Origin of the sequence: Comamonas sp. w2-DMI (assembly GCF_040187735.1) — a bacterium.
GTDB lineage: Bacteria > Pseudomonadota > Gammaproteobacteria > Burkholderiales > Burkholderiaceae_C > Comamonas > Comamonas terrae.
The window spans coordinates 189813-204110 of the sequence record NZ_JBANEL010000004.1 but is presented as its reverse complement, the minus strand read 5'-3'; the positions used below and the strand labels follow the sequence as shown (position 1 = coordinate 204110).

Sequence of the window (14298 nt, the reverse complement as noted above, 5' to 3'; positions counted from 1 at the left end):
TATGCCCGGCATCTCCAGGGAAAGTGCTGGGACCCCGCAGGGGCAGGCGCTGGCAGCTATCGAGTCGAGGGCTTCTGGTGTACCAGCTGCCGGTCCCGGCACACCATGGCCAGCGTCGCCAGGCCCAGCACCAGGCCCATGATGCTGGTGCCGGTCCAGCCTTGGCCGAGCCAGGCCCAGGAGCCCAGGGCCGAGCCGATGGAGGCGCCGATGAAATACGTGGTCATGTAGACCGCGTTGATGCGCGAGCGGGCCTCGGGCGCCAGTGCATAGATCACGTTCTGGTTGCTGATGTGCAGCGCCTGCAGCGCTCCGTCCACGACCAGCATGCCCGCCAGGAACCACCACAGGCTGGTGCCGCCCAGCCACAGCGCCAGCCAGCCCAGCAGCAGCAGGACGGCGCCGGCCAGCGTGGTGTGCTGCTCCAGCCCCTTGTCGGCCATGCGGCCGGCCACATTGGCCATCAGCGCGCCGGCAATGCCGGCGATGCCGATCAGGCCGATCTCCATGTCCGACAGCCTGAATTGCGGGCCGGCCAGCAGCAGCGCCATGGTGGAAAACAGCACGCTCACCGTGGCAAAGCCCAGGCCGCCGATGAGGGCGCGGCTGCGCAGGCGCGGGTATTGGCGGATCAGCACGGCCAGCGACTGCATGACGGCGCCGTAGCTCACCGGGGCCGTGGGCGCGGCCCGGGGCAGGGCGCGCGACAGCAGCACGGCCATCAGCGCGGTGCAGGCGGCGCCCACCCAGTACACGGTGCTCCAGCCGCCCAGGTCGGACAGGATGCCGGCCACGCTGCGCGAGGCCAGGATGCCGATCAGCAGCCCGCTCATCACCAGGCCCACAGCGCGGCCGCTGGCGCCGGGCGCCGCAAAGGTGGCGGCCATGGGCACCAGCACCTGGGCCGCGACCGAGAATACGCCGGCCATCAGCGTGCCGCCGGCCAGCAGGGCGAAGCTGCCCGTCAGCCCGCTGATGCCGCTGGCCAGCATGCCGCAGGCAGCCAGCAGCATGAGCGCCAGCACCAGGCCGCGGCGTTCCAGCATGTCGCCCAGCGGCACCAGGAAGAGCAGGCCCAGGCCGTAGGAGACCTGGGCCATGGTCACGGTGCTGGAGGCCAGGGCATCGCTGATCTGCAGGCTTTGCGCCATGGAGTGCAGCAGCGGCTGGTTGAAGTAATTGGCGCCCGCGCACAGGCCGCAGGCCGTGGCCATGAGCAGCAGGGTGGAGAGCGGGAGAATCGGTTGCGTATGCGGTTGCGGGGTCTGTACGGTCATGGAGCGCAGGTGTGTGAACGGATCAGGCGGCGATGGCGATGCGGTCGGCCGGGGTGCCGGCAGCTTGCTGCGCGGGCGCCGCGACGGGAACGGCGGCCGTGGCCTCCACCTCGATCAGCATGCCGGGCAGGGCCAGCTTGGGTACGGGAATCAGCGTGCAGGCCGGAAAGCGCGGCTTGCCATCGCCTGGCTCGCCGCTGCCCCAGTGCCGCCGCAGGCTGCTTTGCCAATGCTCGAAGCGCTCCAGGCTGTGGTCGACGATGAGCACCGTGAGCTTGGTCACATGGCCCATGTCCGCGCCGCCCGCCGCCAGGGCGGTCTTGACGTTGGCCAGGGCCTGCACGGCCTGTGCGGCGAAGCCGTCGGGCAGCTCGGCCTGCGCGTTCTCACCGCCCTGGCCGGAGACGAACAGCCAGCGCAGCGGCTCCTGGACGGCGACCACATGGGTGTAGCCGTTGGGGCTGCAGTCATAAAGGCCTGCGGGCTGCAGGTATTGGCGCGGGGCCGTGGTCGGGGTGTCGGTGCTGTGCAGGGTAGGCATAAGGTCTTTCGGTTGGGCTGTTGTGCAGCCCGCCATGGCGGGGCTTTTGGCGGGAAGCTGGCTGGCATTGTTCAACCTCGACTAAGCTTGAGGTCAAGTGTTTTGCAAGACCTTCAGAAACCGGGGCCATGGCATGCCGGTCATAGGCCCGCAACAAGGACAGGCATGGGATCGACAGCGCAGTGCGAAGAGGATGAAGAAATGGCCGGCGGAGCCGGATGCTGCGGCAGGCCGGCGCCGGCCGCCGCGCTGCAGGAGCTGAGCGTTGGCGAGGTGGCGCGGCGCAGCGGCGTGGCGGTGTCCACGCTGCATTTCTATGAAAAGCGCGGCCTGATCGCGAGCGCGCGCACCGCAGGCAACCAGCGCCGCTATCCGCGCGCCGTGCTGCGCCGCGTGGCCGTGATCAAGGTGGCGCAGCGCATGGGCGTGCCGCTGGCCGAGATCGCCGAGGCGCTGAGCCTGCTGCCCGCGGGCGAGGTGCCCGACAAGGCTGACTGGACGGCGCTGTCGGCCCGGTGGCGCAGCCAGCTCGAGCAGCGCATTGCGGGGCTGGTGCAGCTCAGGGATCAGCTCGACACCTGCATAGGCTGCGGCTGCCTGTCGCTCAAGGCCTGCCCGCTGCGCAACGAGGGTGATGCGCTGGCGGCGGCCGGTCCGGGGCCGCATTTCGCTGCGGGGGCGCCGGCTACCGGCGCGGCAGAGGGAGCCAGCGTACCCATTGCCGCAGGCGCGGCCGCAGCTCGCTGACCACGGCACCCAGGACGATCAGGGCGGCGCCCAGCAGAGCCGGCGGGGGTAGCATCTCGCCGGCCAGCCGGCCGACCAGTCCGCCCCAGATGGGCTCGCCCGCGTAGATCAGCGTGGCCCGGGTGGGCGAGACGGCTTTCTGCGCCCAGTTCATCGTCAGCTGTATGAGCACGCTGGCCGTTCCCAGGCCCAGCGCGCAGGCCAGCCAGACCCAGGAGAAGGCAGGCACGGATTCGCCGGCCACGGGCATGGCGGCGAACGAGAGCAGGCCGCCGACCAGCAGCTGCACCACGGTCACGCGCTGCAGGTTCACCCGGCCCGCATATTTGCCGATCAGAATGATCTCGGCCGCGAACACCAAGGCCGCCAGCAGCGAGGCCAGTTCGCCCGCGCCCAGTGCCAGGCCGGCGAAGCCTTCGAGGCCGGCCAGCGGCTGCGGGCTGGTCAGCAGCACCAGGCCGGTGAAGGCCAGGGCAACGCCCGCCCAGCTCATGGGATGCGGCGCGCTGCGCAGCACCAGCCACTGCAGCAGCGGCACCGTGGGCACGTACAGCGCCGTGATGAAGGCCGACTGGCTGGCGCTGACGCTTTGCAGGCCATGGGTCTGCAAGCCGTAGCCCAGGAAGATCGACAGGCCGATGGCGGCACCGGCCCTGGCTTCCTGCCAGCTCAGGCCGCGCATGGCGCGGTGGAATACCAGCAGGCACAGCAGCCCGGCAGTGGTGAAGCGAAAGCCGACGAAGAACAGCGGTCCCGCGTATTGCATCGCCGTGTGCACCGTGAGAAACGTCGTGCCCCACAGCATGGTGACGCCGACGAGCGCGGCTTCCTGCACGCTCAGCGGCAGCCGGGGAATCTTGAACACAGGCAAAGCGGGCACGGGAGATGGTTTACTGGCGTGGAACCGGCAGCACGCGCGCACGGATGCACAGGGCGCCCAGGAATGCGGTGAGCAGGCCCAGGCAGATGCAGAACACGGCCAGCGCCCGCGTCAGGCCGATGGCATCCGACAGCCAGCCCAGGCCCAGGATGGGGAAAATCGTGCCCAGATAGCCCACGATCAGATAGGTGGACAGCAGGCCGGTGCGGCTGGCGGGCTTGGACACCTTGTTGACGATGGACATGCCCGCCAGGTTGCACATGCCGTGGCCGGCCGCCGTGGCGGCCACGCACAGCGCAAACAGCCAGGGCGAGCCCGCGAAGGTGTTGACCAGCAGGAGCAGGTTGCAGGCCGTCAGCGCGAAGAAGCCGGCGATGGCCACGCCCTTGGTTGCATAGGGCCGGGCGATCAGCTGCACGATGGCCGACAGGAACAGGATGATGCCGATGGACAGGCCCGAGACCGCCGGCCCGTGCCAGGGCACCATGTGCTCCATGAAGCTGGGCGCCAGAGAGGCGAACAGGCTGAACATGCCGAAGGCCGAGAACGCGGCCATGCAGCCCAGCGCGTAGTGGCGCAAAAAGGGCTTGCGCGGCTGCGAGAGCGCGGGCTGCACGTCCCTGAACGAGAAGCGCGGCGCGGCGGCCGGGGCTGCCGTGCCGGCGGGCTGCGCCGGCAGGCGCACCTGGAACAGTGCATAGATGGCCAGCAGGCCCAGTGCCAGCGAAGGCACATAGGCCGTCTTCAGAGGTGCGGGCACCCATTGCGCCATCAGCCCGCCCACCACGGGTCCGAGGCCGAAGCCGAAGGCGATGGTCAGGCTGGTCGTGGCGGCGGCGCGCTGCAGGTCGCCCTTGTTGTTGAGCCGGGTCATGCCCACCGAGGCCGAGGTGGTGATCATTCCCGAGGCCACGCCGATGACGAAGCGGCAGACCGAGAAGCTGGGCACGTCCCAGGCCAGGGCCGAACTGCCCACGCCCAGCGTCATCAGGATCAGGCCCGCGCGCAGCACGGCCATGAAGCCGAAGCGGTCCGTCAGCCGGCCCAGGAACAGCAGGCTGGCCAGCGCGCCGAACATATAGGCCACGAAGATCTGCGTGATGTGGCTGGGCTGCAGGCCCCAGGCCTGCTGGTAGAGCGGGTACAGCGGGCTGGCCAGGGCCGTGCCCATGACGCCCACGCACATGGAAAAGCACACCCACGGATAGGGCGTCCACTTGGATTGCATGATGAATGGAGGAGAAAGCGTTGCGCCGGCCGGCATGTCCCCGTCCCTGCGCTGGAACCGGGGACCGCATGGGCTCAGCTGGAGCGATTGTAGAAAGGGCGGACGGCACCGGCTGGCGGCCGCCCGTGAGCCCCCGGCCTCAGGAAGGTAATGCCGGCGCGGCAGTCGGGCAGAAGCGGTGGCCGGCGCTGGCGGATCGCAAGCGGGTCACAATGGACGGCAGGATAGGGACGTTATGAACGAAAGCACGGAAAGGGGCGCGCAGGCGCCCGCGAAATTCGCCATGGCAGGCATGCGGACAGGAATCAGGGGAATCGGGCGCACGGCCCTGGCCGCGGGGCTGGCGGCCGTGCTGGCCGGCTGCGGCTCGGTCGGTGCCGGCGTGGGTGTGGGCATTCCCGTGGGGCCGTTCTCGGTGGGCGTGGGAATGGGCAGCGGCGGCCTGAGCGCCGGCGTGGGCACGGGTGTCGGGCCGCTGGGCGTCGGCGTGGGCGTGAACCAGCGCGGCCAGGTGCTGGGCAGCGCGGGCGTGGGGGCGTCCACGGGCGTGGGCGGCGCGAATGTCGGCGTAGGCGTGGGCACTTCCACGGTGCTGCACGACCCGCGCAATGCCAGGGCGGAGCCGGCTGCGCCCGCCCAGCTCGCCACCGAACCCGGCCAGATCCAGTGGCGCGATGCCAGCGGGCAGCCCGTGCCCGCTTGCAAGGCCGAAGGGCGCTGCTGAAGAACAGCGCCCTGATCGGCGGTCCGGTCAGCGCGCCTTCAGGAAGTCGCCGGCTTCCAGCAGCACCAGCTCGTTGTCGTCCGCGCGATTGGGCTCGCGGCTGGAGCTGAACGGCAGGTTGTTGTCGTTGCCGACCACGATGTGGCTGGCATCGACCACGTCCACGTTCTCGATGGTGAAGAACGGGAAGGTGAAGACGCCGGCATTCAGCGGCTTCTTCGCGATGCGCTGCGGGTCCTGGATGTTCATGAGGTCGATGTAGCCGATCTTGCGCAGCTTGCCGCCCGCGTTCGCATCGGACAGCTCCACCTTGTAGACACGCTTGAACCTGGCCGTGTCGTCGAAGCAGTCCTTGCGCTTTTCGCCTTGCGGGCAGGCCTTGTCGGCCGTGCCTTCGCCGTTGTCGCGCTCGATGACCAGGCCGGTCGTGGCATCGATCATGTTGAAGTCGCCGATGGCATGGCTGTTGCCTTCGAGCACGTACTTCCAGTGGCGGCCCGTCCATTGTTCCGACTTCACGTCGAACTCCAGCACGCGCAGGAACTGCCTGCCGTCCTCCACCGCTTCATAGGCCCTGGCCTCCTCGTTCCAGACCGGGCCTTCGAGCAGCGCATAGAGCTTGCTGCCGTCCTTGGAGGCGGCCATGCCCTCGAAGCCCTTGGAGCGCTTGATCTGGAAGGCGGACATCTTCGCGTCCGGCGCGCCGGGTGCCACCGTACCCGGATAGTCGGGCGAGCGCACGGGCCTGCCGTCCACCCGGGTCTCGAAAACGCCCAGCACCTTGCCGTTCAGGTCGGCCTTGATCAGATAGGGCCCGAACTCCTCGCCGATCCACAGCGCGCCGCCCGCGAACTGGAAGCTCTCGGGGTCGAAGTCCGAGCCGGTCAGGTAGCGCTGCTTCGTGCCTTCATGGACGATGCGAAACGGCACCTTCTTGTCGGGGTCGTGCAGGAAAACGGTCTTCAGGCGCTGGAACCGGCCGCTCTGGAAATCCACCTTGTAGTGGTTGAGGTAGAGCATGAAGTCCGGCGAATTGGCCTTGGCGCCGGCGCCGTTGTCGGTGAGCACCCAGAACGTGCCGTCTGCCATGTGCTTGATGCCCGAATGGCCTTGCAGCGGCTGGCCCTTGAAGGGCAGCGAAACGCCCGTGGGACGGCCGTTGGACAGCCCTTCGATGCTGCCCACCTGTTCGGTGCGCTGCGCGGTCGTGAACTTTCCGCTGGCCTGCAGGTCGGCCGGGGCATCCTTGGGAGCCGGAACAAAGGACTGGGCCGGCAGCACGGCATGGCCGGCCAGCGTGGCCGGATACACCTGCTGGGCCTGTGCGCCCAGGCCGAGCAGGGTGCCGGCCACGGCGGCCGCGGTGAGTGTCTTGAAAGCAAGCATGGGGGAATTCATGAAAACGGAAGCCGGCAAGTTGCCTGCCGAACATGACGGTGTCATGAAACCCCCAGGGCCCGGCATGCTTCAGGCGTACAGCGGCTCCCGCTGGATGGCCTCGATCTGCTCGTGGAGCATGTCCACCTGGCTGCGCCAGTAGTCGGCGGTGCCGAACCAGGGGAAATTGATGGCGAAGATCGGGTCCTGCCAGCGCCGCGCCAGCCAGGCGCTGTAGTGGATCAGGCGCAGCGTGCGCAGCGGCTCGATCAGGGCCAGCTCGCGCCGGTCGAAGGGACGGAACTGCTCATAGCCTTCGAGCAGGGCCGACAGCTGCTGTGTCTGCTGAGCGCGCTCGCCCGAGAGCAGCATCCACAGGTCCTGCACGGCCGGGCCCATGCGCGCATCGTCCAGGTCCACGAAGTGCGGGCCGCCCCGGCCCTCGTCGTCCAGCGGCGTCCACAGGATGTTGCCCGGATGGCAGTCGCCGTGCAGGCGGATATGGCTGGCGCTTTGCAGGCCGAAATGGCCGGCCTGGCTGAGCCCGTCCGCGGCCGGTGCGATCAGGTGCAGGGCCTGCTCGCAGGCCTGCTCCCAGCGGTTGCGCACTTCCAGCGCCACCATGTCGTGCTCCAGCAGATAACCCATGGATTCGAAGCCGAAGCTGCGCAGGTCGAGCGTCGGGCGGTGCACAAACGGCCTGGCCGAGCCTTCGGTGTGGATGCGGGCGAGAAAGCGGCCGGTCCACTCCAGCACTTCCCAGTCGTCGAGCTCGGGCCGGCGTCCGCCGCGCCAGGGGCTGACGCTGAACAGAAAGCCCGCATGCTCGTGCACGCTGCGGTCCAGCAGCTTGAGCGGCGCGACCACCGGTATCTCGGCATCGGCCAGCTCCTGCGAGAACGCATGCTCTTCCTCGATCTGCGCACGGCTCCAGCGGCCGGGCCGGTAGAACTTGGCCACCACCTTCTCGCCCGAGTCCAGGTGCGCGAGATAGACGCGGTTCTCGTAGGAACTCAGCGGCGTGAGCCGCCCGTCGGGCAGCAGGCCGGTGGCGCACAGCGCGTCGATCACGCAGTCCGGCGTGAGGGCGGCATAGGGATGGTCGTCGTTGGGGCTCATGCCTGCATTGTCGCGTCTTTGTGTGCTCTTGAATCGGGAGCTTCGGGCGTTTGCCATTCCTTGCTTGTGGATGGTTTATGCCCTGAATACGAGAAAGGCAAGGCGCTGCCAGCTATGGTTTTTCATGTGCCGCGCGCTGGCACACTGGCACACCATGCGTGCAGCTCCCCCGATCTCCCAGCCCTGCGAGGACCGCGACTTTGCCGAATGGCACCGGGGCAGCCCCTGGTGCGCGGTCTGGGTGGCCTGCGCCGATGTGCCCGAAGTGGCTGCCGCCGTGGCCCGGGGGCGGAAGGCGCTGGCCCGGGCCCTGTTGCCGCGCTATGCGCGCCAGCCCCATATCACGCTGGCCTATCGCGGGCTGTGCGGCGGCGGGCCGGATGCGCCGGCCGAGTACGGCCATGCCGGGCTGCGGGCCGATATTGCGCGCTTGGCAACGCATTGGCGGGAATCGGGCGGCGGGCCGTTTGCCGTGCAGGTGCGGGGCGCGGGAAGCTTCACGACGGTGCCGTATCTGGCGGTGGAAGAGGGCGCCGGTGTGCTGGCGCGCTGGCATGCGGTGCTGGACGGCATTGCGCAGGAGGCGCTGCGCGCAGGCTGGCGCTATGTGCCCCATGTGACGCTGGGCCACTATGCGGTGGCCATGCCCTTGCGGCAGGCCGTGGCGTGTCTCGGGGCCGCAGGCGTGGCCAGGAAAGCCATGCATGTGGAAGTGCGGGCGCTGGCGCTGGTGCGCTACGCCGCGCAGGACATCGCCGGGCCGCTGCAGGCCGAAGGCTGGTTCGACCTGCAGACCGGCCGCTATGCGGCAGCGCCCGGTGCCCTGTTCGGCGATCTGGAGCAGGCCGGCGGTCAGGCGACGGTCAGCTGCACGCCGATGTTGCCGCGCGTGGCGTTGGAGTAGGGGCAGACCTGGTGGGCGGCATCCACCAGCTGCTGGGCCGCGGCCTTGTCCATGCCGGGCAGGTGGATGGTCATGCGCACGGCAATGCCGAACACTTCGCCCACGGGGCCCAGGTCCACCTCGGCGTCCACCGACAGGTCCTGGGGCAGCGTGATCTTCTGGCGTGCGGCCACGGCCTTCATGGCGCCGATGAAGCAGGCGGAATAGCCGGCCGCGAACAGCTGCTCGGGATTGGTGCCCTTGCCGGCGCCGCCGGGCGAGGACAGCTGGATGTCCAGGCGGCCGTCATCGGTGCGCGAGGCACCTTCGCGGCCGCCGGTGGTGTGGGCGTGGGCGGTGTAGAGAACTTTGTCGAGCTGTGCCATGGTGTCTTCCTTTGCAAGAGTGCCCGGCCATGCGGGCGGGTGGAGGAAATCGGCGCTCCGGTGTCAGCCGGAGCTGCTGCGGCGCGGCGCCAGCCGCTCGCGCAGTGCGCTGAGCTGGCCCGTGAGGGCCTGCAATTCGGGAAGCGTGCATTGCGTGCTTTGCAGCACGCAGGCGGGAATCTTTTCGGCTTCGGCGCGCAGCGCACGGCCGGCTTCGGTGAGCACGATGCGCACGCGGCGCTCGTCTTCGGCATCGCGCAGCCGCGCCAGCAGGCCCGCGGCCTCGAGCCGCTTGAGCAGCGGCGTGAGCGTGCCCGAATCCAGGGTCAGGCGCTCGCCCAGCTCCGAGACCGTGAGCCGGTCGCCTTCCCAGAGCACCAGCATGACCAGATATTGCGGGTAGGTCAGGCCTATGGCTTCAAGCAGAGGCTTGTAGAGCTTGGTCATGGCCAGCGACGCCGAGTACAGGGCAAAGCAGACCTGATTGTCCAGGCGCAGTAGCTCGGAGGTATCGGGGAGAAGGTCTTGGCCGGTTCGCATGGGGTGAATTATTGCCGGCAATTTAATTGCGTGCAATTTAAATGCCAAAACCATGCCCGGGCAAGGGTGGAAAGCAGCCGGAGCAAAGGGTCGCCATGGCGCGGCTGGCGGTGAAGGGCGGGAGGCTGCGCCTGCCCGCCCGCCGGTTGGCAATGAAGCGCGCGTCCGCTGTCGGGACCGCGGTTTCTGGCGCCTACTGGGCGGCCATCAGTGCGTCGGCCACGGCCTGGTAGGCGGGCAGGCTCAGGGGATCGATGGCCGCGTTGGCCGCGATGGGGTGGGCCGCGTAGCGCACGATCACCATCTGGGCCTTGGGATCGATGTAGATGGTCTGGCCGTGGATGCCGCGCGCCGTGTAGGCGCCATCGGCGTTGTGCGAGACCCACCACATGTTGCGGTAGGACCAGCCGGGCAGCGTGGCATAGCCGGCCTTGGCGAACTTGGCGCGGTCGCCGCCGTTGCGGATGTCGTCCACCACGGCGCGCGGCAGCACCTGCCGGCCGTCGGCGGCGCGGCCGTTGTTGCGCATCATCTCGCCAAAGCGCGCCAGGTCCCGCAGCGTGGTGTTGAGGCCGCCGCCGCCCGACTCCGTGCCGATGCGGTCCACCATGAAGAAGGCGTCCTGCTCGGCGCCGATGCGGCTCCAGATGCGCTCGGACAGCAGCTGGGCCAGCGACTTGCCGCTGGCGCGGCGCACCACCCAGGCCAGCACCTCGGCGTTGACGGTCTTGTACGCAAAGGCCTGGTCGTGCTCGCCTTCCTTCTTGAGCGTCTGCAGGAACTCATAGAAGGTCCTGGGGCCTGCATAGTCGCGGCCCTGGGGCAGCATGCCGCCGGCGCGCGCATAGTCCCAGATCTCGGCCTTGGGGTCCGCATAGTTCTCGGAGTAGTGCACGCCGATCGTCATGTCCATGACCTGGCGCACCGTGGCGTCGCCATAGGCCGTGTCCTTGAGTTCGGGCAGGTAGCGCGTGACAGGAGCGCCGGGGTCCAGCGTGCCTTCGTGCGCCAGCAGCGCGGCCAGCGTGCCCACGAAGGACTTGGTGACCGACATGGCGATGTGCGGGCGTTCGGGCGTGAGCGCGCCGAAGTATTTCTCATACACGACCTGGCCCTTGTGCAGCACCAGGATGCCGTCCGTGTAGTTGCGCTCCAGCGACTGGGCGAAAGTCAGCTCCTCGCCCGTGCCCATGGCCTTGAAGCGCACGCTGTCCAGGTCGGGCGCCCGCGCGGCCCTGGGCAGAGGGCTGGGCGCCGCGCTGCCGCGCCAGACATTGGCCGTGGGCACCAGTTCGCGGATATGCGAGAAGGACCAGCGCGTGCGCGGATAGACGTTGACGGCGGGATTGTCGAAGGTGAGGACCTTGTCGGGTGGCGGCGGAAAGCCCTGCATCCATCCCATGGCCTGGACCGTGGTGCTGGCCGGGTCGGGCAGGGCCTGGGCCGCCGTCTGTCCGTGTGCTATAGAAACAAGAGCTGCCAGCGCAAGCGGGAAAAGCGCTTGGCGAGCAAAACCTTTGGAACTCATGGTTGTCTCCCTGGAGGGTTCTTATCTGCCGGTAAAGCGTGCGGGGCGTTTCTCGACAAAGGAGCGCACGCCTTCGGCCGCGTCCTCGCTGTGGGCCAGGCGCTGCTGCACGGGAATGAAGTCTGCCACGGCGGCGGCCTGCCCCAGTTCTATGGCCTTGAGCACGTTCAGGCGCGTGGCCACCACGGCCTGCGGCGCCTGCAGCGCAATGCGCTCGGCAATGCGCCAGGCCTCGTCCAGCTGCCGGCCCGCGGGCACGACCTTCTGCACGAAATTGCAGCGGTAGGCTTCGGCGCTGTCGAATTCGTCGCCCGTGAGCAGATGCAGCATGGCATTGCCCACGCCGGCGCGCTCGGCCATGCGCAGCGTGGCGCCGCCCGTGGGCATGATGCAGCGCTGCACCTCCATCTGCGCGAAGCGGCAGTCGTCGGCTGCGACCACGATATCGGCGCCCAGCATCAGCTCGATGCCCACGGTAAAGCAAATGCCCTGGACCGCCGCCACCATGGGCTTGGCGCGGCGGCGGTAGCCGGTCAGGCCGTAGTCGTGGGGCTCGACCAGGCCCGGGGGAATGGCTTTTTTGCCCGAACGCAGGAATTCGGCCATCACGGGCAGGTCCAGCCCGGCCGTGAAATGGCTGCCGAAGGCGTGCAGCAGGCCCACGCGCAGCTCGGGATCGTCATCCAGCCGCGTATAGGCTTCGGCCAGCTGCCGGAACATGGGGGGCGTCCAGCCGTTGCGCTTGGCCGGGCGGTTGATGCCGATCAGCAGCACATGGCCGCGGACTTCGCAGCTGATGCAGCCTTCGGGAGGCGGGGTCGGGGTGTTGATGTCCATGCTTGTCTCCTGCGCGTGGACCTTAGTCCAGGCCGCCGGCGGGCGCAGTCGCGCAGAAGACGTGCGGCATGGGCGCGCCGGCCCATGCCGCCGCAGGCCGTTCAGTAGCTGTAGACGCCGCGGCCGGTCTTGCGGCCCAGGCGGCCGGCGGCCACCATTTCCTTGAGCAGCGGGCAGGGGCGGTACTTGCTGTCGCCGAACTCCTTGAGGTAGACCTCCATCACGGCCAGGCACACGTCCAGGCCGATCATGTCGGCCAGGGCCAGCGGGCCGATGGGCTGGTTGCAGCCCAGCTTCATGCCGGCGTCGATGTCCTCGGCCGAGGCCAGGCCTTCGGCCAGCACGAAGAAGGCCTCGTTGATCATGGGCACCAGGATGCGGTTGACCACGAAGCCCGGGGCGTTCTTGACGGTGATGGGGCTCTTGCCCAGGCGCTCGGACAGGGCCTTGACCGTGGCGTGCGTTGCTTCGCTGGTCTGCAGGCCGACGATGATTTCCACCAGCGCCATCATGGGCACGGGGTTGAAGAAGTGCATGCCGATGAAGCGGTCGGCGCGCTGGGTCACTGCGGCCAGCTGGGTGATGGAGATGGACGAGGTGTTGGTGGCGACGATCACGTCCTGGCTGAGCAGCGCGTCGAGCTGCTGGAGGATCTTGACCTTGAGGTCGAAGTTCTCGGTCGCGGCCTCGATGACCAGCTGGGCGGACTTCAGGTCGTCGTAGCGGGTCGAGGTTTTGATGCGTGCCAGCGCGGCGCCCTTGTCGGCCTCGGTGATCTTTTCCTTCTTGATCAGGCGGTCCAGGCTGCCGGCCACGGTGGCCAGGCCTTTTTGCACGGCGGCATCCGAAATGTCCACCATCACCACGTCGATGCCCGATACGGCGCAGGCCTGGGCGATGCCGTTGCCCATGGTGCCGGCACCGACGATGCCTACGGTCTGAATTGTCATGATTGCAGTCTCCAGGTATTGAAAGAACCTGAAAATCTTAGCGGGGTTCGGGGATGCGTCCGCCGCAGTCGGGCATGCGCCGTGCCGCCTCGGCGACGCCGCGGTATCAGGAGGGGGAAAGGATCACGGTTTCCCAGCGGCTGCGGCCCAGATGCTTGGCCTGGTATAGCGCCTTGTCGGCCTGCGCCAGCATCTGCTCCAGCGTCAGCCCTTCCCAGACGCTCTCCGCGTGGGCGCAGCCGGCGCTGAAGCACAGCTCGAACGCCAGCTCCAGCCGGGAGCCCAGCAGCAGCGCCGACTTCAGGCGCATGCACAAGGCTTGCACCTCGTCGGGGCTGGCATAGACCAGCAGGCAGAACTCCTCGCCGCCCCAGCGCGCGGCCAGCTCGTCGCCCCGTGTCTGCTTCTGCAGCGTGCGCGCCAGCAACTGCAGGGCCTGGTCGCCGACCACATGGCCGTAGCGGTCGTTGAAACCCTTGAAATAGTCCAGGTCCAGCATCACCAGCGACAGCGGCAGCCCTTCGCGCATGGCGCGCTTGAGCATGTGCTGGCCCTGGGTCTCCAGGCTGCGGCGGTTGGCCAGGCCGGTGAGCGCGTCCTGCAGGGCCATGTCGCGCAGCTTCTGGTTGGCCTCGTCGCGCCAGGCCACGAGGATGGCGATCAGCAGCAGCGTGGTGCAGAACGGCGCGACCAGCGCAAAACCGTGGTTGGCCGGCGAGTCGGCGGTGAAGAAGGGCAGCCAGGGCGTCTCCAGGGCCAGTACGCTGCGCATGAGCAGGCTGGCGGCCATGACCATGCCGATGCCGAACATCATGTAGCGCCAGCCGCGCGCCACGCGCTTTCTCGGCCGCAGCGCCATGCAGGCCGCCAGGGCCACGCCCAGGCCATGGCAGAGGCTGAACCAGGCCAGGCGATAGTCCATGTGGTTGACCAGCACCACGAAGCCCAGCGGGCCGGCCATGCACATCAGCAGCAGGCCGCGCTCGAGCAGCAGCGACCGCGGTCCTAGCCAGCCCACGAGCGCCCGGCTCAGCTGCCATAGGGCCCACATGGAGATGCTGGCGGCCAGGAACGGCAGTATGTCGATCCAGGGACGGACAGGATGGCGCGAGGCCACCAGAATCACGATCCACGCCAGCCCCTGCAGCAGGAAAAAGCGCTGGGCATGCCGCGCCGGCGCATCGACCTGGTGCCCCATGCTCCAGGGCAGCACGAAGGCGATGGCCAGCAGGTTGACTGCCACCACCGCCGTCATGGAAAAGAAGTCGAGGGGGGGCATGG

General features: G+C 68.5%; 15 protein-coding genes. 3 read left to right on the top strand and 12 right to left on the bottom strand.

What is annotated here, in order from left to right:
• Positions 1 to 56: 56 nt before the first annotated feature.
• Together V8Z74_RS06710 and V8Z74_RS06705 are read right to left on the bottom strand one after the other, a co-directional pair.
• Positions 57 to 1277, bottom strand: a complete 1221-nt coding sequence (locus V8Z74_RS06710) for an MFS transporter (RefSeq protein ID WP_349708630.1) — start codon at positions 1275 to 1277, stop codon at positions 57 to 59.
• Positions 1278 to 1299: 22 nt separating this feature from the next.
• Positions 1300 to 1818 (bottom strand): RidA family protein, encoded by a 519-nt coding sequence (locus V8Z74_RS06705; protein ID WP_349708629.1) that lies wholly within the window; start codon positions 1816 to 1818, stop codon positions 1300 to 1302.
• A 201-nt stretch (positions 1819 to 2019) separates the two neighbouring features.
• Between V8Z74_RS06705 and soxR the strand changes: the two genes are divergently transcribed.
• Positions 2020 to 2565, top strand: a complete 546-nt coding sequence (soxR, locus tag V8Z74_RS06700; protein WP_349708669.1) for a redox-sensitive transcriptional activator SoxR — start codon at positions 2020 to 2022, stop codon at positions 2563 to 2565.
• On the opposite strand, the gene V8Z74_RS06695 is transcribed toward soxR, so the two are convergent.
• A complete protein-coding gene (locus tag V8Z74_RS06695; protein WP_349708628.1) occupies positions 2504 to 3445 on the bottom strand; it encodes a DMT family transporter in 942 nt (313 codons plus the stop codon). The two genes, soxR and V8Z74_RS06695, sit on opposite strands and share 62 nt — an antisense overlap.
• Positions 3446 to 3455: 10 nt before the next feature.
• The gene (locus tag V8Z74_RS06690) at positions 3456 to 4673 is read right to left on the bottom strand and encodes an MFS transporter (protein WP_349708627.1); all 1218 of its coding nucleotides are present in this window, start codon (positions 4671 to 4673) and stop codon (positions 3456 to 3458) included.
• Between the two features lie 283 nt (positions 4674 to 4956).
• On the opposite strand from V8Z74_RS06690, the gene V8Z74_RS06685 reads away from it, so the two are divergent.
• Positions 4957 to 5397, top strand: a complete 441-nt coding sequence (locus V8Z74_RS06685; RefSeq protein WP_502879474.1) for a hypothetical protein — start codon at positions 4957 to 4959, stop codon at positions 5395 to 5397.
• A 27-nt stretch (positions 5398 to 5424) separates the two neighbouring features.
• Here the strand turns inward: V8Z74_RS06685 and V8Z74_RS06680 are convergent, their stop codons facing one another.
• Positions 5425 to 6783, bottom strand: coding sequence for an esterase-like activity of phytase family protein (locus V8Z74_RS06680; protein ID WP_349708626.1), 1359 nt, complete (start codon positions 6781 to 6783; stop codon positions 5425 to 5427).
• 81 nt (positions 6784 to 6864) lie between these two features.
• Entirely contained in the window at positions 6865 to 7893 is a 1029-nt protein-coding gene (locus V8Z74_RS06675) for a serine/threonine protein kinase (RefSeq protein ID WP_349708625.1), read from the bottom strand.
• A 154-nt stretch (positions 7894 to 8047) separates the two neighbouring features.
• On the opposite strand from V8Z74_RS06675, the gene V8Z74_RS06670 reads away from it, so the two are divergent.
• Positions 8048 to 8797 (top strand): 2'-5' RNA ligase family protein, encoded by a 750-nt coding sequence (locus V8Z74_RS06670; RefSeq protein WP_349708624.1) that lies wholly within the window; start codon positions 8048 to 8050, stop codon positions 8795 to 8797.
• Here V8Z74_RS06670 and V8Z74_RS06665 read toward each other — a convergent pair.
• The 6 genes from V8Z74_RS06665 to V8Z74_RS06640 all read right to left on the bottom strand — a co-directional run bounded on the left by V8Z74_RS06665 (position 8746) and on the right by V8Z74_RS06640 (position 14296).
• A complete protein-coding gene (locus V8Z74_RS06665) occupies positions 8746 to 9162 on the bottom strand; it encodes an organic hydroperoxide resistance protein (protein ID WP_349708623.1) in 417 nt (138 codons plus the stop codon). The two genes, V8Z74_RS06670 and V8Z74_RS06665, sit on opposite strands and share 52 nt — an antisense overlap.
• Before the next feature lie 63 nt (positions 9163 to 9225).
• On the bottom strand, positions 9226 to 9702 hold the full coding sequence (locus V8Z74_RS06660) for a MarR family winged helix-turn-helix transcriptional regulator (protein ID WP_066475829.1): 477 nt from the start codon (positions 9700 to 9702) through the stop codon (positions 9226 to 9228).
• A 193-nt stretch (positions 9703 to 9895) separates the two neighbouring features.
• Positions 9896 to 11230: a serine hydrolase domain-containing protein gene (locus V8Z74_RS06655; RefSeq protein WP_349708622.1), complete on the bottom strand. Its 1335-nt coding sequence runs from the start codon at positions 11228 to 11230 to the stop codon at positions 9896 to 9898.
• 21 nt (positions 11231 to 11251) lie between these two features.
• Positions 11252 to 12067, bottom strand: a complete 816-nt coding sequence (locus tag V8Z74_RS06650) for a crotonase/enoyl-CoA hydratase family protein (protein WP_349708621.1) — start codon at positions 12065 to 12067, stop codon at positions 11252 to 11254.
• Between the two features lie 101 nt (positions 12068 to 12168).
• The gene (locus tag V8Z74_RS06645; protein ID WP_349708620.1) at positions 12169 to 13017 is read right to left on the bottom strand and encodes a 3-hydroxybutyryl-CoA dehydrogenase; all 849 of its coding nucleotides are present in this window, start codon (positions 13015 to 13017) and stop codon (positions 12169 to 12171) included.
• 106 nt (positions 13018 to 13123) lie between these two features.
• Positions 13124 to 14296, bottom strand: coding sequence for a GGDEF domain-containing protein (locus V8Z74_RS06640; protein WP_349708619.1), 1173 nt, complete (start codon positions 14294 to 14296; stop codon positions 13124 to 13126).
• Positions 14297 to 14298 lie beyond the last annotated feature (2 nt).